The organism is Acidovorax sp. Root219 (assembly GCF_001428665.1).
Classification (GTDB): domain Bacteria; phylum Pseudomonadota; class Gammaproteobacteria; order Burkholderiales; family Burkholderiaceae_C; genus Acidovorax.
Genome location: NZ_LMIJ01000034.1, coordinates 139,371 through 164,275, shown reverse-complemented (window position 1 = coordinate 164,275; position 24,905 = coordinate 139,371). Strand labels below are relative to the sequence as shown.

Below are 24,905 nucleotides of genomic sequence, written 5' to 3'. Positions count from 1 at the left end.
CGCCAGTGGCGTCGTGAAGAGACTTTAGGCGCCACCTTGCTTCTGCGGAAGCGATGAAAATGTGATACTTTCCATCTGCTTTATAGATGGATATGGGAGATGGACGGATGATTGGTAGCCTCACCCTTGACCAGCTGCGCGTGCTGGTGGCCATTGCCGACACGGGCAGTTTTTCGGCCGCCGGGCGCAGGCTCAGGCGTGTGCAGTCGGCGGTGAGCCAGGCGGTCGCCAACCTGGAGCAGGTGCAGGGCGTGGTGCTGTTCGACCGCCAAGGCCATCGCCCCCAACTGACCGAGGTGGGCCGTGTGCTGGTAGACCAGGCCCGGCTCGTGCTGGCCAGTGCCTCACGCTTCGAGGCGGTGGCGGCCAGCACGCGGGCGGGGGTGGAGCCGCAGTTGGCCATCGCCATCGACCCGCTGGTGCCCACCGCCCCGCTGATCGACAGCCTGCGCGCGCTGAGCCAGGCCTTCCCCGACCTGCCGGTGCACTTTTCGACCGAAGGGCTGGGCGGGTCGCTGCGGCGGCTGCGCAGCGACTCGGCGGCCATGGCGCTGTGCCTGCTGCTGCCGGGCGTGCCCGAGGACATTGCCGCCTACCCGTTGCTGCGCACCCCCATGCGCGCGGTGGCCGCGCCGGGCCATCCGCTGGCCGCGCTGGGCCGCCCGGCCACGCAGGGCGACCTGGCGCCGCACGTCCAACTGGTGCTGTCGGACCCGGCCGATCCGGGCGGCCCCAACTACGGCGTGGCGGGCACCCGGCTGTGGCGTTTTGCCGATCTGGGCCGCCGCATGGACTTCCTCTTGGCGGGATTCGGCTGGTGCCGCATGCCCGAGCACCTGGTGGCAACGGCCATCGCGTCAGGGGCACTCATCGCCATCGAGATCCGCGACGACCCCACTCCACCCGAAGGGCTGACCATCTACGCCGCCCACCGGCGTGACCGCGCGCTCGGCGTGGCAGGGCGATGGCTGCTCGACGACCTGCGTCGCAGACTGGTCCACTGAAACCAACGCCACCACCACCATCGGCGCGCCTGGCACCGCGCAGCATCTCCTATACTGCCGGCCGCCTGCAGGGCGGCGCCTCGCCCCGAAGCATTCCGCAACATCCCGCACCGTGCAACGCAGCCCGCACACGCTGCCCCGCGCCGCATTGCCATGAATACACCCGACGACCACTATTTTGAAATGAACCGCATCGGCTGGGACCGCCGCGCCCGCGTTCACTTCGGATCCAGGTTCTACGACGTGGAGGGCTTCATGGCGGGCGCCACCTCGCTGCACGACATCGAGCTGGGCCAGTTGCAGGAGGTGGCTGGCAAGCGGCTGCTGCATCTGCAATGCCACTTCGGGCTGGACACCTTGTCGTGGGCCCGCAAGGGCGCCGTGTGCACCGGGGTGGACATCTCGCCGGTGGCCATCGACAAGGCCCGGGAGCTGGCAGCCCGCACCGGCCTGGGCGCTGATTTCGTGTGCTCGGACGTCTACGGCTTTGGCGCTGGCGGCGCGCAGGCGTTCGACATCGTGTTCACCTCGTACGGGGCCCTGTGCTGGCTCCCCGACCTGGCCCGCTGGGCGCAGGTGGTGGCTTCGCACCTGGCGGTGGGGGGCCTGTTCTACATGGTTGAGTTCCACCCCCTGCGCGACCTGCTGGCGGGGCAGCCGTACTTTGGCAGTGCGGCGCCAGACATCGAAGAAGAAGCCACCTACACCGACAACGGGGCAGGCGCCGTAGCCCAACTGGCCACGTGGTCGCACCCGCTTTCAAGCGTCATCAACGCCTTGGTGGGCGCGGGCATTCGGATAGAGCGCGTGGACGAGTTTGCCTACAGCCCGTACGACTGTTTTGAAGGCATGGTGGAGCGAGAGCCGGGCAGGTTCTACATGGACCACCAGGGCCATGATGTCCCCATGGTGTACAGCATCACCGGCCGCAGGCTCGCCTGATACGGCAGTGGCCGAGCCGTACCCGCAGACGTGGCGGGCAGGGCCACCGCGCGCGCCCTACCTCGGTAGGGTTACGCCAGGCGGCAGGCGCATCCCTTGTGCCGGGGACCAATGGCCCGTTCACCTTCGCCGCGCCGATTGCCAAGGCAGGGATGCGGCTGAAACAAATGGCTTCCCCTGGCTGATTTCGTAACGCTTTGTTTGGCTGACAGGGTGTGGTGACGCGAATCACCGCTTTTCGCAAGGCGCCGCAATACCATGGCGCTTGAGAGGCACCCCTGCTGATCGTAAAAAAACATTCGCCAGATTTCAGGGAGGGGAGGCTGTCACCGTGGCGTGTCCATCGATCGATCATTCGTTCGTTGCGCACGGACCTACTGAAGAGGCCAATGTAGGCTTCGGCAGGTCTCACCAATACTTCCAAAGATAGGTTTCTGATGAGATTACTTTCGATTTTTGCCAGGCATCGCTTGCGATCCATCGCCTCCCGCCACCTGGCGCCTGTGGCCTTCAAAATCTGGCTGATGTTCGCCCTGGTGGCAGGCATGGGCAGCGTGCACGCCGCCACGGTGGTGCACATGGCCACGGGCCCAGATAACTCCGCAGCGGTGCTCAGCGACGGGACGCTATGGACCTGGGGCGACAACCAGAGCGGGCAGTTGGGCAATGGCTCCATGGTGAGTGCGGACAAGCCCGTGCAGATCGGCAGCGGTTTCGCCCAGGTGGCCGTGGGCGCCATTGGCAAGTACATGGTGGCCCTCAAGACCGATGGCACCTTGTGGATGTGGGGCTCGGTGCAGCTGAGAAGCCAGACCCTGAACGAAACCCGGCCAGTGCAGGTCGGCAGCGGCTTTGCGCAGTTGATGACCTCGGACACCGCCAGCAAAACAGACGGCTCCGTCTGGTACTGGGGCCATGTGAAAAGCCTCTTCAAAGCGAGTGCCGGTGGCGACATGCTGGACCGGCTGCCACCCGCCTACCTGCAGATGGTCAATAACCGCAACAACGTGTTGTTCGTGCTGGGCGGCGGCGCCATACAGTTTGATTTTGTGCCCTTGGGAGAATGGGACTTGAACAACTGGGTCATCTGGAAGTACGGCTACGGCAGCGCCGGTCCGGTGGACCGTGGTTTTGTGCAGGTGGCCTTGGGCAACTACTCAGCCGCGGGCCTGAAGGATGACGGAACCCTCTGGCAATGGCGCTCTAGCGATGCCCCCGTGCTGGTGGGCGGCGGCTATCGCCAAGTCACCAAAGGTTTCTTCCACACGCTGGCGCTGAAGGCCGATGGCACGGCCTGGGCCTGGGGCACCAGCAACTACCGGGGCGAGTTGGGCAATGCCACTCTCACGGAGAGCGCAAGCCCGCAGCCCCTTGGAGGCGGGTATGCACAGGTAGCGGCATCCGCCCAGCACTCCCTGGCACTCACCACCGACGGCACGCTCCTGGCCTGGGGCAACAACAACGCAGGACAACTGGGTGTGGGGCCGGTGGGACAATCGCAACTGTCGCCGCTGCCCGTGGTGTTCGAAGGCGCGGGTGCACCAGGGCTGGGCACCATGGTGGCCACAGGGGCCCTGACCCGCCTGACGATCTCCGCGCACGTACAGATAAAACCCGAGCACCTCGCCAGTGGTGCCAAGGGGCATCCCTACCTCATAGCGATCACGCCCGACGGCACCATGTACACCTACTCGGTGCCCAATTTCGACCGCCTCAATCCTGTCAACCCACTGGCCTGGGCCGACCGCCTGCAAAACACGTCCTCCGTCTTGTTCGTGAACCAGGACCTGACCCACTTGTCTGGCACCGCCTTTTTCATCGGCTATGGACTGGGTGCGACCACCGCCGAGAGCCTGGGTGAAATGCTGAACAGCTATCGCTACAAGCGGGTCTACGACATTCAGTAGCCGGTACATTCCAAGGCAACGCCCGCCCGTACAGGTGGGCGATGGATGTCATCGGGGCATTCTCGAATTGCCCCGTGCGCGATCCTCACCCGCGCGCACGGGCCATCACACGCGCGTGGTGGTCTGCGTGTGTGCGAGCCGCTGCCGCGGCAGGCCCACAATGAGGGCATCGAACTGGGCCTGTGTGAGTGCGGTTGCTGCAGCGGCGCCCCATCGCTGGGCCAGGCAAAGCGTCGCTGGTTCAGGCGGTGCGTTGCGCACCACACGCCAAAGCCATCGTGCACCACCAGCTTCATCCGCGTGCCGCGCATTGGCAAAAAGGTAGGCGTGGTGGGCTTGCGCGGCGCCGAAGACTTGCACCACGCTGGCGATCAGGCGGTCGGCGCCGGCACGCATGTCCACGGGATCTACTGCGAGCCACAAACTGCCCCTGGGCGAAGCGCCGCTCCAGTTGCTCCAGCGGCATCTGCTGGTACAGCGCAACCAGTGAAAGCCGTTTCTTTTCGCTGAGGTCATTCACCATCGTGGCGGCCAAACGATAGGGTGGGTGGGCTGTGCTGGTGCCATGCGCCACCGCGAAGGCCTGTTCAGCCCGGGCCCAGCAGTTCCAGCGTGCGGGCGTCCTTCACGCCATCGAAATACCGCTGCAGCACGGCCTGGAACACGCTGTCGGTTGCAGACACCTCGCCAAACAGCGTCATGCTGGAGCACAGCTTCAGGTCGTCGGGGGTGCCCAGCACGTCGCGGGCAGATGCCGTTGGCAGCGCGAGCAGCAACTGGCAGCACTCGCGCAGACGGCTGCCCAGCACGGGGTGGTCGAGATACGCCCTGGCCTCGGCGCGGGACTGTATGGCGTAGCGCACCGCCATGTCACTGTGCCCCAGGCCCTTGAGCTGGGGAAACACGAACCACATCCAGTGTGTGCGCTTCTTGCCCGCCTTGAGCTCGGCGAGCACGCGCGCCCACACGGGCTCCTGTGCGCCCAGGAATCGGTCCAGAACGGGTGGTAAAGGCATGCCGCCATTGTATGGGCGCTATCGCGGCAAGCCCACTGCCGCCCGCGCCCTTGCACTGACCGCTTGCCGACACGCTCTTGACCCAGCCTCCTACAGAACGCAGCTGCATCGCCGCCGATGCTATGCGCACACCTACCAACCTGGAGAACACTGATGCGCAAGATGATCCTGATGGCCATTGCCGGATTCCTGTGGAAGAAATACAAGGCCCACAACGCCACCAACGCGCCCAACGCAACCGGCAGGGGGCCGGCAACGGCCGCCACCACCACGCCCTCGGCACGGCCCTGAGCACCGCGCGATAAGCAGGCGGCCGCGCCGGCCTGCGCACCCAGCACACCATTGAGGCGGTGCTGGGTGATTGCGAGCCAGGCAAGCCCACGGGGGGCCTGGCGGCATGGCGCAGGCACTGCCGACACCAGGCGCCGTGGCAGGCATTGATGCCGACCACGCGCACCTTGTCAGTTTGGAGTTTGGGCGAGACACCCTTCAGGTGACGCCCGTCACGCCCTGCCGCTTTTGGGGGGTTACCTGGCGTGGTGGCGGCAACCATAATTTGCCATTTTTGCCATGACCAACTCCACACCATCGACCCCTTCGCCGGCAGCGCCAACGCGCTGCATCGCCCTCGCCTGCCTGGCCCTGGCCGCATCGCTGGCGGCCTGCGGTGGGGGTGGCGGCGATGAAGCCGCAGGCCCATCACCGGCAGACCGCTTCACCATCGGCGGCACGGTCAGCGGGCTGGTCGCACCCAGCGCAGGCAGCAATACCCATGCCCCCAGGCTCGTGCTGCAGAACAACGAGGGCGACGACCTCACGGTCACAGCCAGTGGCCGCTTCGCCTTTGCCACGCCGCTCGCGGCAGGCAGCGCCTACGCGGTGCGGGTGCAGTCGCAGCCCGCCGGCCAGACCTGCAGCGTGGCCCAGGGCAGCGGTGCCGTGCCCGGCGCCGCAGTGCAGTCGGTGCAGGTGGCCTGCGCCCCCGCCGTGTGGGGCCTGCCCGAGGGCCTGTGGGTGCGCGAAGCCTGCGGCCCCACCGGCGCAACTGCCGGCCAAAGCGGGCGCAGCCTGTTTCGCCTGACGCGCCAGGACGAGACCCACGTCACCGTCACGCAGGGAACCATGGTCTACGACAACGCCCAATGCACGGGCACCGGCAAGGTGTTGACCGAAAGGGACTACGCGCGCTTCGAGGTGGACCGCAAGGAGACCCGCGGCGCGATCACGGCCTGGTGGGGCAGTTGGGACTACACCGTGAGCAGCGACCGCCCCACCCGCGCCGTGTTTTCGCGCTCAGGCCCCACCATGTGCTGGGACGTGGACCATTTCTGGGCCCAGTTCCCAACGATGGACCAAGTAGAAAGCGCAGTGGCCAGCGCGATCCCGTCACGCCAGTGCTACCTGCAGGCGGAGTGATCGGACTGCTTGCAGGCCTGCCCCCATGCGCGACGCAGCCATCGAACAAGCCATCCTGGCCCTGCTGGCTGAGCGCGCGCCGGGCAAGACCATCTGCCCTTCCGAAGTGGCGCGGGCGCTGGCCGGGGATGCCCAAGCGCAATGGCGCCCCATGATGCCCGCCGTGCGCAACGCTGCGGACCGGTTGGCCGGCGAAGGCCGCCTGCAAGTTCTGCAGCGCGGCCACGCGGTGGCCTCGGCTGTGCAGGCGGTGGGGCCGATCCGCCTGGCCAGGCCCGCCCCGCCCTGCACCACGTGACCCGCCAGACTGGGGCCTGAGCGACAATCTGCGGCCTTGCACCCGGGTCAGGGCATTCGGGAGCCCGGCGGGGCTGTCAGCGCCTGGATGAACGCAGCCAGACCCATGCACTCGGGGCTGCGGCTTTCATCCCAAAGGCACTGCACTCGCACACCCGCTTGCGAGAAGTGGACGTTGAATGCGTTGCCGGTGATCTCCAGATCACCGTGGTGCCCGGCCATGACGCTGCTGGCAAAACCCAGGTACCGGTCGCGGTCGTGCGCGGTGGGCATGTCGCTGTCGATCAGGTCGTACAGCCATGAAGGCATTGGTGCGTATCTCCCATCGGTGAACAGGTCCAATGGCGCAGCGGCCCCCTCCCCCTTGATCGTAAGCGCGACCCATTGCGCACGCTACCATTACCGGCACACAACATAGGGGGGGTCAAGCACCGCCACGCTCAAGGTGCAGACCTGGGTGGGCCGCAACCACATCGTCCTGGATGCCTGGGAGAACTATGTGCGTGGAGAACCCAAAGAGGTGTGCCCGGGCAAGTGACCGCCCCCGCCCGGCACCGCCCCTCGCGCGGTGAAGCCAGTCGGGACGTCGGTGCAAGCAGGTGGTTCAGCGCTTTGGCGGCAGCGGCAGATCCTTCAGCAGCCCGGCAATCAGCACATCCGCCCGGGCCTGCGCCTCGCGGTTCATCCACACCGAGAACGTCGCCATGGCCGCCTTGTTGGCGGCTCTTTCTTGCCAGTACCTGCCCAAGGGGAAGGACCTGAGCATCTACAGCCAGCAGCAGCTCGATGCGATAGCCGATGAGATCAACGAGCGCCCAAGAAAATGGCTGGGGGTACGATCACCCTTGGCGGTGTACCGAGAGTTGCTGATCAACAACCCGCAGCACTTCACCCTTGTTCATTGAAATCCAGGGTGTTGCGCATCGCTTTTGATCCGCATCACATGAAATGGGACTGCAAGTGCATTATTTTCTCAGCCAGGCACAACTGCCTGAGACAGCAGCCTGTCGCAAGCAGGTATTTGCAAACCTTGAAACCCGGTAACCACCACGTGATGGCCTCCACCGCATCCCTGTCAACCAAGCTGGTACGCATCGGCGCGGGGTTGCTGCTCGTCGCGCTCGCTTCCATCGGTCTCACGCTATGGGTGACCTGGCAGCTCGAAGGTGGAGCCGCAGCGGTGAACGAGGCCGGACGAATGCGCATGCAAACCTGGCGGATCACTAGCGTTGCGCAATCCGATCGTGCGCCGACCGAGGTGGCTGCGCTGGTGCAGCAGTTCGACCAGAGCTTGGAGTTGCTGCGCCGGGGCGACGCTGGCCGGCCGCTCTTCGTGCCCTGGGACGAAACGGTTGCCACCAAATTTGCCACAGTGGAGGCGCTATGGCAGAGCCAGCGCCCGCTGTGGTCACAAGGGTCGCCGCCCGATCCGACACAAGCCCTGGCCGCGGCCGACGCCTTCGTCGATGCCATCGACGCACTGGTGCTCGCCATCGAGCACCAGCTATCGGGTTTGACTGCCATCCTTAACCTGTTCCAGTTCCTCATGATGGCGCTGGCACTCCTCGGCGCGGTGGTGATGCTCTACACAGGCTACATGTACGTCATCAACCCGCTGGCCCACCTGCGCGAGAGCTTGCGCCGGCTGGAATCGGGCGACTTCAAGGCGCGCGTAGAGGTCGACACACTCGACGAGTTCGGCCAGGTGGCAGGGGGTTTCAACCGCATGGCCTCCACGCTGCAGACGATGTACGCTGGCCTAGAGAGCCAGGTAGAGGCCAAGACGCGCCACATCGAAGCGCAGCGCGCGCGGCTGGAGACGCTGTATGAGGTCAGCGCCTTCATGGCCCAGGCTGGCAGCATCGAAGAACTTTCTCGCGGCTTTTCCCAGCGCGTTCGCGCAGTGGTGAAGGCGGACGCAGTGGCGGTGCGCTGGAGCGACGAAGCCAGCCAGCGCTATCTGATGCTGGCCACCGACTGCTTTCCGCAGGACATGGTGGAAGCCGAGCGCAGTCTGCTGGCGGGGGCGTGTGCTTGCGGCAACCTGCAGCCCGATGCCCGCACCCGGGTGATCCCCATCCGCAGCCACGACGAGTTGGAGGTACGGCACTGCGTGCGCGCCGGTTTCGAGACGCTGGTGAGCGTGCCGGTGCGCCTGCAGCAGCGCCTCATCGGCGAGATCAACCTGTTCTACCGGTCGCAGACCAACCTGAGCGCAGGCGAGTCCGAGCTGTTGGATGCCCTGGCAAGCCACCTTGCCAATGCGCTGGAGAGCCTGCGCGCGGCCGCGCTGGAACGCGAGGCCGCGGTGGGCGAGGAGCGGGCATTGATTGCTCGCGAGCTGCATGACTCCATCGCGCAGTCGCTGGCCTTTCTCAAGATCCAGGTGCAGCTGCTGCGCACTGCGGCAACCAAAGGCCAAGACGCGCGAGTGATGAGCACGCTGGACGAACTCGACGAAGGTCTGCGTGAGAGCATCAACGACGTGCGAGAACTGCTGGTGCACTTTCGCACCCGCACCAACACCGACGACATCGAACGCGCCCTGCAGGAGACGCTGCAGAAGTTTCAGCACCAGACGGGCTTGCCAGCCAAGTTGCACGTCGAAGGCCACGGCCTTCCTCTGCCTGCCGATGTGCAGGTGCAGGTGCTGCACGTGTTGCAGGAGTCGCTCTCCAACGTGCGCAAGCACGCGGGGGCGCGCCACATTCAGCTTGATGTGATCAAGGGCGCGCGCTGGCGCTTTCGTGTGCGCGACGACGGTGCGGGATTCGACGTGCTGGACACGCCCGGTGATTCCCACGTGGGCCTGAAGATCATGCGCGAGCGCGCCGCGCTCATTGGCGCGCGGGTCGACGTAAGCTCCGAGCCCGGCAATGGCACCACCGTGACCCTGACGCTGCCACCCCACCCTGTGGCGGCCAGCCCTGTTGCAGCAATCACCAACGAACACCCCCTTCCATGAACGTCACACCCACCCACCCGATACAGTTACTCGTGGTGGACGACCACTCCCTGTTCCGTCGCGGGCTCATGGCCCTGCTTTCGCAGGACACACGCTTCGAGGTGACTTGCGAAGCGGGTGACGTAGGCGAGGCACTGCGCTGCGTTGCGCGCCAGCGACCTGACGTGATCCTGCTCGACAACCACCTCCCTGGCGTGTTGGGCGTGGACGCCATCCCCGCGCTGCGCGAGGCCGCGCCTGGCAGCCGCGTGCTCATGCTCACTGTGAGCGAAAACGAGGCCGACCTGGTGGCCGCGCTCAAAGCCGGCGCCGACGGGTATTTGCTGAAGACGGTGGAGTCGCACCACCTGTGTGAGGCCATTGTCAAGGTGATGGACGGTGAATCGGTGGTGAGCCCGGAGATGACGACCAAGCTGGTATCGGCCTTGCGCTCCCAGCCCGCCGCCGACGGCCCTGGCACTTCTATCGTTGCACCCGTGACTAGCTCGGATGCCGAGCTCGCCTCGCTGTCGGTGCGAGAACTCGAGATCCTGCACCTGATCGCGCGCGGCGACAGCAACAAACACATCGCCCGTCAGCTCGACATTGCCGAGACCACGGTAAAGATACACGTGCAGCACATCCTGCGAAAACTCCACCTCACCTCGCGTGTGCAGGCGGCGGTATTCGCCGCCCGACACGCTTCATAGCAGGCCCGCCAATTGCCCTTCTCGAGTGCTGGAGTGCCGCCCAGCTCGCTCGCGGTGGATGTCGGCAGCGCGTAGGGCAACAACGCTCTCGCGCATTGATCCAGGTCAACCGGCGGCCACAAACCGGTTGAGGTAGTTCTTCTGGACGCCCTGAGTCCTCCCACCATCGTTCTTCAGAGCCGCCCTGACCACCCGGGTGACGGATAGCCACCAGCGTGCCCATCGCCGACAGTCTTGCCATGCCCCGCATGGAGAAAGACAACATGGCCTCTGAATTGAACAACGACAAAAAAGCTTGGTCGGTGCTGATCGTCAGCACCGTGGCGTTCACCGTGTGCTTCATGGTCTGGATGATGTTCGGCGTCATAGGCATCCCGATCAAGAAGGCGCTCGACCTCAATTCCACCCAGTTCGGCCTGCTCATGGCCACACCGGTGCTCACTGGCTCGCTGGTGCGAGTGCCCCTGGGCATCTGGACCGACCGCTTTGGTGGCCGCATCGTGATGGCCCTGCTCATGGCCATCACCGTGCCGGCGATCTGGCTCATGAGCTACGCCACCGCCTACTGGCACTTCCTCACCATCGGCCTGTTCGTGGGTCTCGCGGGCGGCGCGTTCTCGGTCGGCACGCCCTATGTGGCGCGCTGGTTCCCCAAGCACCGCCAGGGCATGGCCATGGGCGTGTACGGCGCGGGCAACTCGGGCGCCGCGGTCAACAAGTTCGTAGCCCCGGTGCTGCTGGTCGCCTTCGGCTGGACCATGGTGCCGCAGGTGTACGCGGCCATCATGCTGGGCACGGTGGTGCTGTTCTGGCTGTTCACCCACAGCAACCCCGACCACCTGGTGCCAAGCAACGTGTCCTTCATGGATCAGCTCAAGGCGCTGAAAGACCCCAAGGTGCTCAAGTACTGCCAGTATTACAGCATCGTCTTCGGCGGCTACGTGGCGCTCTCGCTGTGGATGGTGCAGTACTACGTGGGCGAGTTCGGTCTGGACATCCGAGTGGCCGCGCTGCTGGCGGCCTGCTTCTCGCTGCCCGGTGGCGTGTTGCGCGCGGTGGGCGGCGTGATGTCGGACAAGTTCGGCGCGCACAAGGTCACCTGGTGGGTGCTGTGGATGAGCTGGGTCTGCCTGTTCCTGCTGTCGTACCCGCAGACCGATTTCACCGTGGCAACGGTGGATGGCCCCAAGACCTTCCACATCGGCCTCAACGTGTACCTCTTTACCGCACTGATGTTCATCCTGGGCATCGCCTGGGCCTTTGGCAAGGCCAGCGTCTTCAAGTACATCAGCGACGACTACCCGAAGAACATCGGCGCCATCAGCGGCATCGTGGGACTGGCCGGTGGCCTGGGAGGCTTCGTGCTGCCCATCCTTTTCGGCGTGTTGATGGACCTCACCGGCATCCGATCAAGCGCATTCATGTTGATGTACGGCGTAGTGTGGGTCTCGCTCATCTGGATGTACTGGACCGAGGTGCGCAAGACCGAAGTCATGGGCGCCAACGCCAAACCCTATTCCCTCCAGAACTGACGCTCCGCGTTGCTTGCCACTCTCATGAACAACACATCCAAAGTCGAACCTGACATCGTCGATTGGCGCCCGGAAGACCAGACCTTCTGGAACGCCACCGGCAAGCGCATCGCCTACCGCAACCTCTGGATTTCCGTGCCGGCCCTGCTGTGCGGCTTCGCCGTCTGGGGCATGTGGGGAATCATCACGGTACAGATGCTAAACCTGGGCTTTCCCTTCACCCAGGCCGAGCTGTTCACGCTTACCGCCATCTCCGGCATCTCGGGCGCCACCATGCGCATCCCGGCGTCCTTCCTGGTGCGGCTGGCCGGTGGGCGCAACACCATCTTCCTCACCACGGCGATGCTGCTGGCACCGGCCATCGGCACCGGCTTTGCGCTGCAGCACCCCGAGTGGCCGCTGTGGTCGTTCCAACTGCTGGCGCTGTGGTCCGGCGTGGGTGGCGGCAACTTCGCCTCCAGCATGTCCAACATCAGCACCTTCTTTCCCAAGCGGCTGCAGGGTACGGCCCTGGGCCTGAACGCCGGCCTGGGCAACTTCGGCGTGACCACGATGCAGATCGTCATCCCGCTGGTGATGACGCTGCCCTTGCTGGGCGCCTTCGGTGGTGAGTCGATGACGCTGGTGAAGGACAGCGGCTGGATCTTCGGCAAGATCGCCGCCGGCACGCCCACCTGGATCCAGAACGCTGGCTTCGCCTGGGTGATCTCGCTCGTGCCACTGTCGATCCTGGCGTGGTTCGGCATGGACAACCTGAAGTCCGTGTCGCCCGACGCCGGTCACCCCATCGCCGCGTTCGCCAAAGTCACCTACCTCTACACCCTGGCCTTCATCCCGGCCATCTTCATGCTCTGGCTGTATCTGCCGGCCCCCACCGGGCTGGGCATCCTGAACATGTGGATCGCCATCCCGCTGGACATCATCCTCGCGCTGCTCATGATGCGCGTGGCCGCCTTCGGTGCCATGAAGGAGAACGTGGCAAAGCAGTTCGCCATCTTCCGCAACAAGCACACCTGGTCGCTCACCGCGCTCTACATCGTCACTTTCGGCTCCTTCATCGGTTTCTCGATGGTGCTGCCGTTGGCCATCACGGTGATCTTCGGCTTCCAGCACGTGGCGGACGCCGCCGGTGTGATGACGCACACGCTGAAAAATCCGAACGCACCCTCGGCCTTGACCTATGCCTGGATCGGTCCTTTCGTCGGTGCCGCGGTGCGGCCCATCGGTGGCTGGATCTCCGACAAGGTCGGCGGCTCCATCGTCACGCAGGTCATCTCGGCGGTGATGGTGCTCGCTTCCGCCGCGGTGGGCTACGTGATGATGCAGGCCTACACCTCGGCCACACCCGAGCAGTACTTCCCCGCCTTCATCGGCCTGTTCATCGTGCTGTTCTTTGCCAGCGGCATCGGCAACGGCTCGACCTTCCGCACCATCGGCGTCATTTTCGACCGCCAGCAGGCCGGCCCCGTGCTGGGCTGGACCTCGGCCGTGGCCGCCTACGGCGCCTTCATCGCCCCGGTGGTTATCGGCGCGCAGATCAAGGCCGGAACCCCGCAGTTCGCCATGTACGGCTTCGCCATTTTTTATGCCGTCTGCCTGGTCTTGAACTGGTGGTTCTACCTGCGCAAGGGCGCAGAGATCAAGAACCCCTGACCCCGCGCACCTCAGATGCCACGCCCCCATTTCCGGAGACATTCATGAGCCATTTTCTCGACCGCCTTTCCTACTTCTCGCTGCCGCGCGAAAACTTCTCGGGCAACCACGGCCATACCACCGGCGAAGACCGGACCTGGGAAGACGCCTACCGCAACCGCTGGGCGCACGACAAGATCGTGCGCAGCACCCACGGCGTGAACTGCACCGGCTCGTGCTCGTGGAAGATATACGTCAAGGGCGGCATCGTCACCTGGGAAACCCAGCAGACCGACTACCCGCGCACACGCTGGGACATGCCCAACCACGAGCCCCGCGGCTGCGCGCGCGGGGCGTCCTACAGCTGGTACCTCTACAGCGCCAACCGCGTGAAATACCCCATGGTGCGCGGGCGCCTGCTGGAGCGCTGGCGTGCCGCGCTCAGCGTTGCCAAGACCCCGGTGGACGCCTGGGCCACCATCGTCGAGAACCCCGAAGCCCGTCGCGACTACCAGCAGGTGCGTGGCATGGGCGGCTTCGTGCGCAGCACCTGGGACGAAGTCAACCAGCTGATCGCCGCAGCCAACGTCTACACCATCAAGCAGCACGGACCCGATCGCATCATTGGCTTCAGCCCCATCCCCGCCATGAGCATGGTGAGCTACGCCGCCGGCTCGCGTTACCTCTCGCTCATCGGCGGCGTGTGCATGAGCTTCTACGACTGGTACTGCGACCTGCCGCCGGCCAGCCCGCAGGTCTGGGGCGAGCAGACCGACGTGCCCGAATCGGCCGACTGGTACAACAGCTCGTTCATCATCGCCTGGGGGTCCAACGTACCGCAGACGCGCACACCCGATGCCCACTTCTTCACCGAGGTGCGCTACAAGGGCGCCAAGACGGTGGCAGTGACACCCGACTACTCCGAGGTGGCCAAGCTCTCCGACCTCTGGCTGCACCCCAAGCAGGGTACAGATGCAGCACTCGCCATGGCCATGGGCCACGTGGTGCTGAAGAACTTCTATTTTCCCGATGACGGCAAGCCACGCAGCAGCTACTTCGACGACTACGCGCGCCGCTACACCGACCTACCACTGCTCGTGATGCTCAAGGAACACGTGTTGGCAGACGGCACCAATACCCTTGTGCCCGACCGCTACCTGCGTGCCAGCGATTTCAACGGCCAGCTCGGCCAGCAGAACAACCCGGAGTGGAAAACCGTCGCCTTCGATACCGATGGCAAGGCCGTGTTGCCCAACGGCTCGATCGGTTTCCGCTGGGGCGAAGCCGGCCGCAGCGACGAGGGCAAGTGGAATCTGCAGGCCAAGGAAGCGCGCAGCGACACAGATGTGAAGCTCAAGCTCTCGGTGATCGAAGACGGCGAGCAGGGCACCCAGGTGGTGAACGTGGCCTTCCCCTACTTCGGTGGCGAGGCCTCCCCGCACTTCACCGCGAACGCGCAGAACGGCAGCATCAACCACGCACGCGTGCCGGCGGTGCGCCTGCGCCTGGGCAAGGCCGGCGAAGAGCGCCACGCCATGGTGGCCACCGTGTTCGACCTGCAAGTCGCGCAGTACGGCATCGACCGTGGTCTGGGCAGTGGCGCCAAGAACTTCGATGACAACGCCGCCTACACGCCGGCCTGGCAGGAAAGCATCACCGGCGTGCCGCGCGACCAGGTGATCACCGTCGCGCAGCAATTTGCGGACAACGCCGACAAGACGCACGGCAAGTCGATGGTGATCATCGGCGCGGCCATGAACCACTGGTACCACGCCGACATGAACTACCGCGGCGTGATCAACCTGCTGATGATGTGCGGCTGCATCGGCCAAAGCGGGGGCGGCTGGGCGCACTACGTGGGCCAGGAAAAGCTGCGCCCGCAGACCGGCTGGTTGCCCTTGGCCTTTGCCACCGACTGGGCACGCCCGCCGCGCCAGATGAACAGCACCAGCTTCTTCTATGCGCACACCGACCAGTGGCGCTACGAGAAGCTTGGCATGGAGGAGATCGTGAGCCCGCTGGCCGACAAGGCCGCGTTCAGTGGCAGCATGATCGACTTCAACGTCCGCGCCGAGCGCATGGGCTGGTTGCCCAGTGCCCCTCAGCTCAAGACCAACCCGCTGCAGGTGGTGAAAGACGCCACCGCCGCCGGGCTTGATGCCAAGGACTATGTGGTGCGAGCGCTGAAAGACGGCACACTGGCCATGAGCTGCGAAGATCCGGACGCGCCGCAGAACTGGCCGCGCAACATGTTCGTGTGGCGCAGCAATCTGTTGGGCTCCAGCGGCAAGGGCCACGAGTATTTCTGCAAGCACCTGCTGGGCACCGAGAACGGTGTGCAGGGAAAAGACCTGGGCAAGGACGAAGCGAAGCCCCAAGAGGTGGTGTGGCACGAACACGCACCGAAAGGCAAGCTGGACCTGCTGGTCACGCTCGACTTCCGCATGAGCACCACCTGCATGTACTCCGACGTGGTGCTGCCCACCGCCAGCTGGTATGAGAAGAACGACCTCAACACCAGCGACATGCACCCCTTCATCCACCCGCTCTCGGCGGCGGTTGACCCGGTGTGGCAAAGCCGCAGCGACTGGGAGATCTACAAGGGCTTTGCGAAAGCCTTCAGCGAAGTCTGCGTGGGCCACCTGGGTGTGGAAAAAGAAGTGGTGCTGACACCCATCATGCACGACACCCCCGGCGAACTCGCGCAGCCGTTTGAGGTGAAGGAATGGCGCAAGGGCCACTGTGAACTCATCCCCGGCAAGACCGCGCCGCAGATCACCGTGGTCGAGCGCGACTACCCCAACACCTTCAAACGCTTCACGGCGCTGGGCCCCTTGCTCGACAAGCTGGGCAATGGCGGCAAGGGCATCGGCTGGAAAACCGGCACCGAGGTGGAACAGCTCGGCCAGCTCAACGGCACCACAATGGACGAAGGCGTGACCAAGGGCATGCCGAAGATCGTGACCGACATCGACGCCTGCGAAGTCATCCTGCAGCTTGCCCCCGAGACCAACGGCCACGTGGCGGTGAAGGCCTGGGAAGCGCTTGGCAAACAGACCGGCATCGACCACACCCACCTGGCGATCCACCGCGAGGACGAGAAGATCCGCTTTCGCGACATCCAGGCGCAGCCGCGCAAGATCATCAGCAGCCCCACCTGGAGCGGCATCGAGAGCGAGACGGTGAGCTACAACGCCGGCTACACCAATGTGCACGAACTCATTCCATGGCGCACCCTCACCGGCCGCCAGCAGTTCTACCAGGACCACCCCTGGATGATTGCCTTTGGTGAAGGCCTGGGCAGCTACCGCCCGCCGGTGGACATGAAGGCGACCTCCGGCATTCACAACATCAAGTCCAACGGCAACGCGGAGATCGTGCTGAACTTCATCACGCCGCACCAGAAGTGGGGCATCCACTCGACCTACAGCGACAACCTGATGATGCTCACCCTCAACCGGGGCGGCACCGTGGTCTGGCTCAGCGAAGACGACGCCAAGAGTGCCGGCATCGAGGACAACGACTGGGTCGAGCTGTTCAACATCAACGGCGCGGTGGCCGCGCGTGCGGTGGTGAGCCAGCGTGTGAACCCGGGCATGGTGATGATGTACCACTCGCAGGAAAAAATCATCAACACCCCGGGCTCGGAGATCACCGGCGTGCGCGGCGGCATCCACAACTCCGTCACGCGCATCGTGCTCAAGCCGACCCACATGATCGGCGGCTACGCGCAGCTCAGCTACGGCTTCAACTACTACGGAACGATCGGCACCAACCGCGACGAGTTCGTCGTGGTTCGGAAGATGGACAAGGTGGACTGGCTCGACACACCGGCCGACGACCATCTCATCCGCGCGTATCAGTCAGAAGGAGAGAATCCATGAACCCCCACGCTCACGTTCGTTCGCTGCCCCCGATGGGGACGCATGCCTGCCTTGAGGCAGCTCTGCTGGAGGCATCATGAAGATCCGCGCCCAAATCGGCATGGTGCTCAACCTGGACAAGTGCATCGGTTGCCACACCTGTTCGGTCACTTGCAAGAACGTCTGGACCAACCGCCCCGGGGTGGAATACGCCTGGTTCAACAACGTCGAGACCAAGCCCGGCATCGGCTACCCGAAAGAGTGGGAGAACCAGGAGAAGTGGCAGGGCGGCTGGACGCGCCGCGCCGACGGCTCCATCGTGCCCAAGCAGGGGGGCAAATGGCAACTGCTGATGAAGATCTTCGCCAACCCCCACATGCCGGAGATCGACGACTACTACGAACCGTTCACTTTCGACTACGACCACCTGCAGTCGGCCCCCGAGATGAAGAACACGCCGACCGCCCGCCCGCGCAGCCTTATCACGGGCAAGCGGATGGAGAAGATCGAGTGGGGCCCGAACTGGGAAGAAATCCTGGGCGGCGAGTTTGCCAAACGCAGCAAGGATGCCAATTTCAACGGCTTCGAAGCCGCGCAGAAGGCCATGGTGGGTGAGTTCGAGAACACCTTCATGATGTACCTGCCGCGCCTGTGCGAGCACTGCCTGAACCCGGCCTGCGTGGCTTCGTGCCCGTCGGGATCGATCTACAAGCGCGAGGAAGACGGCATCGTGCTGATCGACCAGGACAAGTGCCGCGGCTGGCGCATGTGCGTGAGCGGCTGCCCCTACAAGAAGATCTACTACAACTGGAAGAGCGGCAAGGCCGAGAAGTGCATCTTCTGCTACCCGCGCATCGAGGCCGGCCAGCCCACCGTGTGCAGCGAGACCTGCGTGGGCCGCATCCGCTACCTGGGCGTGCTGCTGTACGACGCGGACCGCATCCAGGAGGCGGCGAGCGTGCCCAACGAGATGGACCTCTACAAGGCGCAGATCGACCTGTTCCTGGACCCGCACGACCCGGTGGTGATTGCGCAGGCGCGCGCCGATGGCATCCCCGAGAACTGGCTGGAGGCCGCGCGCCACAGCCCGGTCTACAAGATGGCCGTGGACTGGAAGGTGGCGCTGCCACTGCACCCCGAGTACCGCACGCTTCCCATGGTCTGGTACGTACCACCACTTTCGCCCATCACCGCCGCGGCCAACGCTGGTCACCTGGGCGGTAACGGCGAGATTCCGGACGTGAGCCAACTGCGCATCCCGGTGAAGTACCTCGCCAACCTGCTGACCGCCGGTGACACCGTGCCGGTGGTGCGCGCGCTTGAACGCATGCTGGCCATGCGCAGCTACCAGCGTGCCAAACACGTGGACGGCGTCATCAACCAGGACGTGCTCGATCAGGTGCAGCTCAGCGTGCGCGAGGTCGAGGACATGTACCAGACCATGGCGATTGCCAACTACGAGGACCGCTTCGTGATTCCCACCACCCACCGCGAATACGCCGAGAACACCTTCAACATCAAGGGCGGCTGCGGCTTCACGTTTGGCAACGGCTGCTCGGAAGGGCAGACCGAAACCAGCCTGTTTGGTAGCGAGAAAAAACGAACGATTCCAATCAAGGCAGGGGTCTGACATGGGCCTGTTCTCCACCACTCCCAAGCCCGCCGTGCACACACTGCGTGTTCTCGCCCATCTGCTGCGTTACCCCACCGCGGAGCTGCGCGAGCACGCCGGTGAACTGCGCGCCGCGTTGCGCGCCGAAGCCGCTTTGCCTGCCACACGCCTGGCCGAACTGGATGCGCTGCTGGTACACCTGAGTCAGCAACCTGCGCTCGACGTCGAGGCCGCTTACGTCGAGCTTTTCGACCGCGGTCGCAGCACTGCGCTGCACCTGTTCGAACACGTGCTCGGCGATTCACGCGACAGGGGCCCGGCGATGATCGACCTGATCCAGACCTACGAGAAGGCAGGCCTCTTCTTCGGCCCAGCCGAGCTGCCCGACCACCTGAGCGTGTTGCTCGAATTCGCCTCCACCCAGCCCGCTGCGGTGGCGCGCGAGTTCCTCGGCGAAAGCGCGCACATCGTGCGCGTGATCTTCAGCGCGCTGCTCAAGCGCCAGAGCCCGTACGCCAGCGTGCTGGCCGCAGTGCTTGAGATAGCTGGCGAGAAAGCCGAGGCCGTGCCAGTTGCGGCCGACCCCGGTATTGACGAGAGCTGGGCCGAACCTGCGGTGTTCGGAGGCTGCTCCACCGAAGGTCAGGCCCGACCCGGCCAGCCGCAACCCATCCGCATCGTGAAAGCGGCCACCAGCCGTCATACCCCCCCACCACCAGGAGCACAGGCATGACCTCACTGCACCACTTCCTCTTTGGCGTCTATCCCTACATCTGCCTGCCTGTGTTCTTCATGGGCAGCCTGGCCAGGTTTGACCGCGACCAGTACACCTGGAAAAGCGATTCTTCGCAGCTGCTGCGCAAGGGCCAGCTGCGCTGGGGCAGCAACCTGTTCCACGTCGGCATCCTGTTTCTGTTCTTCGGCCACGCCGTGGGCTTGCTCACGCCGCATTTTTTCTACGAAGGCTTCATGGATGCCGCGTTCAAGCAGCGCATGGCCATCTACGCGGGCGGTACCGCCGGTGCGATCTGCTTCGTGGGCTTGTCGATGCTGCTGCACCGGCGCATCTTCGACCCGCGCATCCGCCTGACCAGCCACCGCACCGACATCGCCATTCTGGTGATTCTTTGGGTGCAACTCACGCTGGGCCTGATCACACTGCCGTACTCCTATTCGCACGCCGATGGCAGCGCCATGCTGGTGCTGGCGGAGTGGGCGCAGCGCATCGTCACCTTCCGCCCCGACGCGTCCGCGCTGGTCAACATGGACTGGCCCTACAAGGTACACCTGGTGCTGGGCATGACGATCTTCCTGCTGTTCCCGTTTTCGCGCCTGGTGCATGTGTGGAGCGGCTTCGCGAGCGTTGCCTACCTGGTGCGGCCTTACCAGGTGGTGCGCAGCCGCCGCCTGGGCGTGCCGGTCAACCCGACCAACCCGGCCCATCCTTCCAAGCCCCGCTGATCCAACCTACCCCCGGGAGCACCCATGAGCCAAGACCTTTCCACATCTTCGGGCTGCGGCAGCAGCGCCTGCGCCTGCAAAGGCCCTGAGGTCGCTGCGGCCCCGGTCGAGATCGCCAGCATCAACGGCATCCACCTGCACCACGCCGGTGAGGTGCTGGGCGAGCAGACCCTGCGCGAACGCGCCTGCACCGAGCTGCTACGCCAGCAGGCGGTTAGCGCCGGCCTGCTGCCGCGATTCACGGGTTTGAACGCGCCCGAGCCGGATGACGACATGCGCCGCGCAATCGAGGCCCTGCTCGAAGCCGAGGTGCATTCGCCCGAGCCGGGCCTTGAGGAATGCCGGCGCCACTACGAGGCTCACAAGCCGCGTTTTGTGGTGGGCCAGGCACTGCATGTGCGGCATATCCTGTTTGCGGTCACGCCGGGTGTGCCGGTGAACGCGCTGGCCCAGCGCGCCGAAGCCGCGCTGCTGGAACTATCGCGCCAGGGGGTGTCGATCAATCGTTTTGCGCAGCTTGCGACCGAGCTCTCCAACTGCCCGTCGAGCGCCCAGGGCGGCGACCTCGGCTGGATCACTCCGCAGGAATGCGCGCCTGAACTGGCCAAGGCGCTGTTCCTGCAGAACGACGCCATCCAGGCCCTGGGCCTGCACCCGCGCCTGGTGCACAGCCGCTTCGGCCTGCACATCGTCGAGGTGCTCGAACGCGAGGCGGGGCGCCTGCCCGAGTTCGCCGAGCTGCAGGCGCAAATCGGAGCGCGGCTGGCCCTTCAGTCGCAGGCCACGGCGCTGCGCCAGTATATGCAGCTGCTGGTGGGTCAAGCAGACGTTGAAGGCGTGGAATTGGAAGGGGCGGACACCCCTCTTGTTCAATGAGCGAGGCCGCCGCAAGCGCATCAGCAGACGAGCTGCTGTTGCGCCTTCGGCATTTCCGCTCCGACTATTTTCCGCGCAATCAGCAGCGCTTTCAGGACCTGGTAGCCGAAGGCCAGCACCCCAAGACGCTGTTTATCGGCTGCTCGGACTCGCGACTTGTACCCTACTTGCTCACCGGGGCTGGCCCGGGTGAACTCTTCATAGTGCGCAACGTGGGCGCGCTGGTTCCACCCCACGACCAGTCGCACGGACTCCATGGAACGATGGCCGCGATCGAGTTCGCCGTGCTCAGCCTGCACGTGGAGCGTATCGTGATCTGCGGCCACAGCCACTGTGGCGCGATCCGCACCGCCTACGAGGGAGCGCCCGACGAGGCGGTGGCCCTCACCGCGTGGCTCAAGCTGGTCGACGAGGCACTGCTGCCAGTGCAGCCGTGCGCAGAATCGATGCGCCGCACCGAGCAACGCGCGGTGGTGCTGCAGCTCGAACGCCTCATGGGCTACCCCATGGTGCGGCGCGAGGTCGAGGCCGGCCGGCTCACCCTGCACGGCTGGCACTACGTGATCGAAGACGGCGAGGTGCATGTATTTGACGCGCAGGAAGGTGATTTCGTCGCAGCCTCGGTAGCAACCAACAGCGGCACCGGGCCCTACCAACCCTATGTGGAATACGATGGACAAGTCATCAGTTTTTGAGACCGCCGAAGCTCATGGGGCGTGCGAATGAACACGGCACTGCGCATTCGACCGTCGCTTGCTGTGTTCTCGGCGGATACGACGGAGCGCGAGTGCTCACGCGCCACCGCCGACCTGATTCACGCGCGCCAGACCCTACAAACCCTCACTGTCAGAACCTGGATACACGATGACCATTCAAAATTTTGACGACCTGTTGAGCGCGGCACGCATGCAACCTCTACCGCAGCGGCTGCTGTTCGTGTTCGCAGGTGTCGAGCTGCCTGACGACGCCACGCCGGCCCAGCGGCTCGAATTCGAGCGGGGTGAAGGCGGCGCGCTGGTGCCTCAGATATGCGTGGACAAGGGGCTGGACGAGCTCCAATCTTTCGACCAACTGGTGCACGAAGCCGAGGCCTTTGGCAAACCCTGGGGCATGGTGTTCGCTGCCGCGCTTGCAGGCAAGCAGGGCCGCGAGCCTGGCAGCGCCGAGGCCGAGCAGCCGCTGCACGACATGGTGGAGGCGATCCGCCAGGGTAGGTTGGGCGCGTTCATTCCCTTTGACCCCCAAGGCCATGCCGTGGTCTTGAACTGAGATGGGCCGCTCAATGCCGTCGTCCGTTATCAGCCTGCCAGCTAACCTGCGATGGGTTCTGGCGGCCGCAGCAATATGTGCAGGTGCGCGGTTGGAACGAGGGCGTAGCCAGCGCCGTGCGTGACGTGATGCAGCCCTTCGGTCAGGGCCATGCCGCTGCACCGCGAGGACGCGAAATACCATGTATTCCTGACGTCCCCTGTCAATTTGAAACCGAATTGGTAGTCCTTCAGGGACTGAAGTTGAAGCACGCAGAGGGCTCAGCGGATCTCGCAGCACTCCGGCCTCTTTCACTGAAATCTAGTAACCCACGTCAAACTTGAGCCCGCCCTGCTTGCGCAGCCGCCGCAGCCAATAGGCGGCAGCCAGCAAAAGTGCCAACCCAATGACCACGTTGCGCTGCGTTGAACCGGGCGGACCATCGTAGCGTGCAGTAATCGTGTGTTCGCCAGCAGCCAATCGAACCTGCATTCGGCCATCCGGCAACAACTGCTCTTCGATGGTCATTGCGGCCAACGCCAAACCATTCACATGCACTGACCAGCCTGGCAGGTAGATTTGCTGGATCACCACCACACCCGGACTCGCGCCTGCGAAGCGGTAGTTGAGCGTGTGCGGCGAATGCCCGGGCTCTGGGTGTCCCTGCCAATGCGGTGAGTCACTGGTCATCCAATTCAATGTGGACCGGTTTGAAAATAGGTCGATTCCTAAACGTTCAGTCAAGGCCGCCCGATGTCGCGCCAGTTGTGCTTCGCAAGTTTGACTGATAGGCGTATATCGAGCCGTTTCGGGCGGATTTTTGGCGAATCTTGCCGGCAACCATTCCCCAACATCCAGCGTCGCCAACAACTTGTTGGGTTGGGCCAGGCCGGGATAGGTCTTGATGCAGTCGAGTTGCTCACCGGCAACGGGCTCTCCGAACCAGTGCATTGCGCGAAAGTCATGGAATTTCCATGCCGACCAGGTCAGCGCCAGCAGTGCGAGCGTCAAGCCCAGGCGCCGCAGGACCCAGTGGCGATTGCTGCCTTGCCAATAGCCAAGCGTGCAGACCACCTGTAGCGCGGGCGCAAACACCGCCAGCCGCCAGGGAAACTGCATCAATGAAAAGGGGTAAAGATGCCAGAACCAGCGGCCGGTCGGCAGCATGGCCAGAAAAAGCACCAGGTAGACCAGGCCTGCGGCGCGGATGAAAGGGTGTTCACGACCTTGCCAGGCACCCAACAATGCCAACGCCACAAAGGGGGCGGCCAGAAATGCCTGGTCGTTATTGAACAGGAGGCCAGACAGAGAGGCGACGTTGCGCCAGGGCTCAAAACCGCCGATCGCAGCGACATGGGCATTGACCAGAGGCTTGAGTTGCGCCACCGTGAGCCAATATGGCGAGGCCAGTGCCAGTGCCAGCAACAGGGCACCTGCCAGTTCAAAGACGCTGCGCACTCTGACCGCCAGCGGTGCCTGGTGCTCGGTACCGGCCAGCGTCAGCATACCCAGCAGAGCGACGACCAATGGCAAAAACAGTACTGCCATCGGGTGGCTATAAAAGCTTGCCGCAAGGACCAGTGTCAGTCCGCTCCAGCACAGCGCCCGTCCCCTCATACCGATTGTTGAGCGCGGCTCTGGCGCCAGCAGGCACCAACTCCAGTGCAGCACCCACGGCAACAGTTGAATAACCATCCATTCACTCAAATCACCGCGCTCATACAGGTTGATGTGAACATAGGGCGCCGCCTGAAACAACAACACGAGGGCCAGAGCGGAGAGGCGGTCCACAAAAGTCCGTGCAAGTCGGTATGCACCGAGCCCGCCAATGAGGCACAGCGTGCCCAGTGTCAGCAATTGACGCCATAGCAAGTCGTCAGTCAGTACGGCCAGCCAGCTGTTGAGGAAGAAATAACCGGGTTGATAAAAGACGAACTCGGGATAGCCGTATCCGGCATTGAAATCGGGTAGCCAGCGCGGATACCAAATGCCGGCGGCCATCGCCTCCTGAAAGTGGCTCGACAACACGGCGTAGCGGAAGTGCTCGGTAACGCCTGGCAGGACCGGGTTCAACAGGTTTGACCAAAGCGGCAGCAAGGACAGTGCGGGCAGTGCCGCCCAAACGCCAAGCGTCAGCCAGGTCCAACGCCTTGCAGGGGTGACGCCAAACGCGCGGGCAACCGTTTGCATGGCGCCCGCGCCAAGCGTGTGGAACAAGAGCATGCCTGCCATCACCCGCTGCGTTGCGTGGTGAGATTTCATCGACTCCGCCCCACGTGGGAGCCCTGCATTGCGTTCAGCTTCATTCATCGGACTTGATCAAGTGGCTGAGAATTTTAGGGCTTGGCTGCAGTCGTTTGGCTTGCGAGAGCGGCGCAGCCGCGACGCACGCCCCGCTGTGAACAGCTGCGGGATCGCGCTTGTTGCAGGGAGCGTGGGCGCGGG

At 64.4% G+C, this 24,905-nt stretch carries 18 protein-coding genes and 3 pseudogenes; 17 read left to right on the top strand and 4 right to left on the bottom strand.

Features of this window, described 5'->3' with window-relative positions; translation table 11 throughout:
- The first annotated feature begins 107 nt into the window (after positions 1 to 107).
- The 3 genes from ASE28_RS27580 (at position 108) to ASE28_RS27570 (ending at position 3,853) form a co-directional block, all read left to right on the top strand.
- Positions 108 to 1,004 carry a LysR family transcriptional regulator gene (locus ASE28_RS27580; RefSeq protein WP_057269327.1) on the top strand — a complete coding sequence of 299 codons (897 nt, stop codon included), beginning with the start codon at positions 108 to 110 and terminating at the stop codon, positions 1,002 to 1,004.
- A 153-nt stretch (positions 1,005 to 1,157) separates the two neighbouring features.
- Positions 1,158 to 1,946 carry a bifunctional 2-polyprenyl-6-hydroxyphenol methylase/3-demethylubiquinol 3-O-methyltransferase UbiG gene (locus ASE28_RS27575; protein ID WP_057269326.1) on the top strand — a complete coding sequence of 263 codons (789 nt, stop codon included), beginning with the start codon at positions 1,158 to 1,160 and terminating at the stop codon, positions 1,944 to 1,946.
- Positions 1,947 to 2,416: 470 nt separating this feature from the next.
- Complete coding sequence (locus ASE28_RS27570) at positions 2,417 to 3,853, top strand: hypothetical protein (protein ID WP_057269325.1); 1,437 nt, start codon at positions 2,417 to 2,419, stop codon at positions 3,851 to 3,853.
- Here ASE28_RS27570 and tnpB read toward each other — a convergent pair.
- Positions 3,847 to 4,249 (bottom strand): annotated as a pseudogene (gene tnpB / locus ASE28_RS27565) (IS66 family insertion sequence element accessory protein TnpB). The gene ASE28_RS27570 and the pseudogene tnpB overlap by 7 nt on opposite strands.
- A gap of 191 nt (positions 4,250 to 4,440) precedes the next feature.
- Entirely contained in the window at positions 4,441 to 4,869 is a 429-nt protein-coding gene (locus tag ASE28_RS27560; protein WP_057202799.1) for a DUF1810 domain-containing protein, read from the bottom strand.
- Between the two features lie 153 nt (positions 4,870 to 5,022).
- Between ASE28_RS27560 and ASE28_RS32380 the strand changes: the two genes are divergently transcribed.
- The 3 genes from ASE28_RS32380 (at position 5,023) to ASE28_RS27550 (ending at position 6,583) form a co-directional block, all read left to right on the top strand.
- Positions 5,023 to 5,160, top strand: coding sequence for a hypothetical protein (locus tag ASE28_RS32380; protein ID WP_157422153.1), 138 nt, complete (start codon positions 5,023 to 5,025; stop codon positions 5,158 to 5,160).
- Positions 5,161 to 5,439: 279 nt separating this feature from the next.
- Positions 5,440 to 6,285, top strand: a complete 846-nt coding sequence (locus tag ASE28_RS27555; protein WP_057269324.1) for a hypothetical protein — start codon at positions 5,440 to 5,442, stop codon at positions 6,283 to 6,285.
- Between the two features lie 25 nt (positions 6,286 to 6,310).
- Positions 6,311 to 6,583, top strand: coding sequence for a DUF3253 domain-containing protein (locus ASE28_RS27550; RefSeq protein ID WP_057269323.1), 273 nt, complete (start codon positions 6,311 to 6,313; stop codon positions 6,581 to 6,583).
- A 47-nt stretch (positions 6,584 to 6,630) separates the two neighbouring features.
- Here the strand turns inward: ASE28_RS27550 and ASE28_RS27545 are convergent, their stop codons facing one another.
- Positions 6,631 to 6,891 (bottom strand): hypothetical protein, encoded by a 261-nt coding sequence (locus tag ASE28_RS27545; RefSeq protein ID WP_057269322.1) that lies wholly within the window; start codon positions 6,889 to 6,891, stop codon positions 6,631 to 6,633.
- A 425-nt stretch (positions 6,892 to 7,316) separates the two neighbouring features.
- Here ASE28_RS27545 and ASE28_RS27540 point away from each other — a divergent pair.
- The 11 genes and pseudogenes from ASE28_RS27540 to ASE28_RS27485 all read left to right on the top strand — a co-directional run.
- A pseudogene (locus tag ASE28_RS27540) lies at positions 7,317 to 7,487 on the top strand (IS30 family transposase); the annotation flags it as partial.
- An 11-nt stretch (positions 7,488 to 7,498) separates the two neighbouring features.
- Positions 7,499 to 9,547: a type IV pili methyl-accepting chemotaxis transducer N-terminal domain-containing protein gene (locus ASE28_RS27535; protein ID WP_369818306.1), complete on the top strand. Its 2,049-nt coding sequence runs from the start codon at positions 7,499 to 7,501 to the stop codon at positions 9,545 to 9,547.
- Positions 9,544 to 10,236: a response regulator gene (locus ASE28_RS27530; RefSeq protein ID WP_057202792.1), complete on the top strand. Its 693-nt coding sequence runs from the start codon at positions 9,544 to 9,546 to the stop codon at positions 10,234 to 10,236. Before ASE28_RS27535 ends, ASE28_RS27530 begins: the two co-directional genes overlap by 4 nt.
- A gap of 239 nt (positions 10,237 to 10,475) precedes the next feature.
- Positions 10,476 to 13,421 (top strand): annotated as a pseudogene (locus ASE28_RS27520) (nitrate/nitrite transporter).
- 44 nt (positions 13,422 to 13,465) lie between these two features.
- Entirely contained in the window at positions 13,466 to 17,284 is a 3,819-nt protein-coding gene (locus ASE28_RS27515; protein WP_057202790.1) for a nitrate reductase subunit alpha, read from the top strand.
- Between the two features lie 76 nt (positions 17,285 to 17,360).
- Positions 17,361 to 18,893 (top strand): nitrate reductase subunit beta, encoded by a 1,533-nt coding sequence (narH, locus tag ASE28_RS27510; RefSeq protein ID WP_057202789.1) that lies wholly within the window; start codon positions 17,361 to 17,363, stop codon positions 18,891 to 18,893.
- 1 nt (position 18,894) lies between these two features.
- A complete protein-coding gene (narJ, locus tag ASE28_RS27505; protein ID WP_157412512.1) occupies positions 18,895 to 19,608 on the top strand; it encodes a nitrate reductase molybdenum cofactor assembly chaperone in 714 nt (237 codons plus the stop codon).
- Positions 19,605 to 20,336, top strand: a complete 732-nt coding sequence (gene narI, locus ASE28_RS27500) for a respiratory nitrate reductase subunit gamma (RefSeq protein ID WP_057269320.1) — start codon at positions 19,605 to 19,607, stop codon at positions 20,334 to 20,336. The genes narJ and narI overlap by 4 nt, the downstream gene beginning before the upstream one ends.
- A gap of 24 nt (positions 20,337 to 20,360) precedes the next feature.
- The gene (locus ASE28_RS27495; RefSeq protein ID WP_057202787.1) at positions 20,361 to 21,212 is read left to right on the top strand and encodes a peptidylprolyl isomerase; all 852 of its coding nucleotides are present in this window, start codon (positions 20,361 to 20,363) and stop codon (positions 21,210 to 21,212) included.
- Complete coding sequence (locus ASE28_RS27490) at positions 21,209 to 21,907, top strand: carbonic anhydrase (protein WP_057202786.1); 699 nt, start codon at positions 21,209 to 21,211, stop codon at positions 21,905 to 21,907. Before ASE28_RS27495 ends, ASE28_RS27490 begins: the two co-directional genes overlap by 4 nt.
- 169 nt (positions 21,908 to 22,076) lie before the next feature.
- On the top strand, positions 22,077 to 22,481 hold the full coding sequence (locus ASE28_RS27485; RefSeq protein ID WP_057202785.1) for a hypothetical protein: 405 nt from the start codon (positions 22,077 to 22,079) through the stop codon (positions 22,479 to 22,481).
- Positions 22,482 to 22,781: 300 nt separating this feature from the next.
- On the opposite strand, the gene ASE28_RS27480 is transcribed toward ASE28_RS27485, so the two are convergent.
- On the bottom strand, positions 22,782 to 24,770 hold the full coding sequence (locus ASE28_RS27480) for a hypothetical protein (RefSeq protein ID WP_157422152.1): 1,989 nt from the start codon (positions 24,768 to 24,770) through the stop codon (positions 22,782 to 22,784).
- Positions 24,771 to 24,905: the final 135 nt, after the last annotated feature.

Bases quoted from the DNA above. Each gene is read 5' to 3' on its own strand.
- ASE28_RS27580 (WP_057269327.1), top strand. From the start codon at position 108: ATGATTGGTAGCCTCACCCTTGACCAGCTGCGCGTGCTGGTGGCCATT.
- ASE28_RS27575 (WP_057269326.1), top strand. From the start codon at position 1,158: ATGAATACACCCGACGACCACTATTTTGAAATGAACCGCATCGGCTGG.
- ASE28_RS27560 (WP_057202799.1), bottom strand. From the start codon at position 4,869: ATGCCTTTACCACCCGTTCTGGACCGATTCCTGGGCGCACAGGAGCCC.
- ASE28_RS32380 (WP_157422153.1), top strand. From the start codon at position 5,023: ATGCGCAAGATGATCCTGATGGCCATTGCCGGATTCCTGTGGAAGAAA.
- ASE28_RS27555 (WP_057269324.1), top strand. From the start codon at position 5,440: ATGACCAACTCCACACCATCGACCCCTTCGCCGGCAGCGCCAACGCGC.
- ASE28_RS27550 (WP_057269323.1), top strand. From the start codon at position 6,311: ATGCGCGACGCAGCCATCGAACAAGCCATCCTGGCCCTGCTGGCTGAG.
- ASE28_RS27545 (WP_057269322.1), bottom strand. From the start codon at position 6,891: ATGCCTTCATGGCTGTACGACCTGATCGACAGCGACATGCCCACCGCG.
- ASE28_RS27530 (WP_057202792.1), top strand. From the start codon at position 9,544: ATGAACGTCACACCCACCCACCCGATACAGTTACTCGTGGTGGACGAC.
- ASE28_RS27515 (WP_057202790.1), top strand. From the start codon at position 13,466: ATGAGCCATTTTCTCGACCGCCTTTCCTACTTCTCGCTGCCGCGCGAA.
- narH (WP_057202789.1), top strand. From the start codon at position 17,361: ATGAAGATCCGCGCCCAAATCGGCATGGTGCTCAACCTGGACAAGTGC.
- narJ (WP_157412512.1), top strand. From the start codon at position 18,895: ATGGGCCTGTTCTCCACCACTCCCAAGCCCGCCGTGCACACACTGCGT.
- narI (WP_057269320.1), top strand. From the start codon at position 19,605: ATGACCTCACTGCACCACTTCCTCTTTGGCGTCTATCCCTACATCTGC.
- ASE28_RS27495 (WP_057202787.1), top strand. From the start codon at position 20,361: ATGAGCCAAGACCTTTCCACATCTTCGGGCTGCGGCAGCAGCGCCTGC.
- ASE28_RS27490 (WP_057202786.1), top strand. From the start codon at position 21,209: ATGAGCGAGGCCGCCGCAAGCGCATCAGCAGACGAGCTGCTGTTGCGC.
- ASE28_RS27485 (WP_057202785.1), top strand. From the start codon at position 22,077: ATGACCATTCAAAATTTTGACGACCTGTTGAGCGCGGCACGCATGCAA.
- ASE28_RS27480 (WP_157422152.1), bottom strand. From the start codon at position 24,770: ATGAATGAAGCTGAACGCAATGCAGGGCTCCCACGTGGGGCGGAGTCG.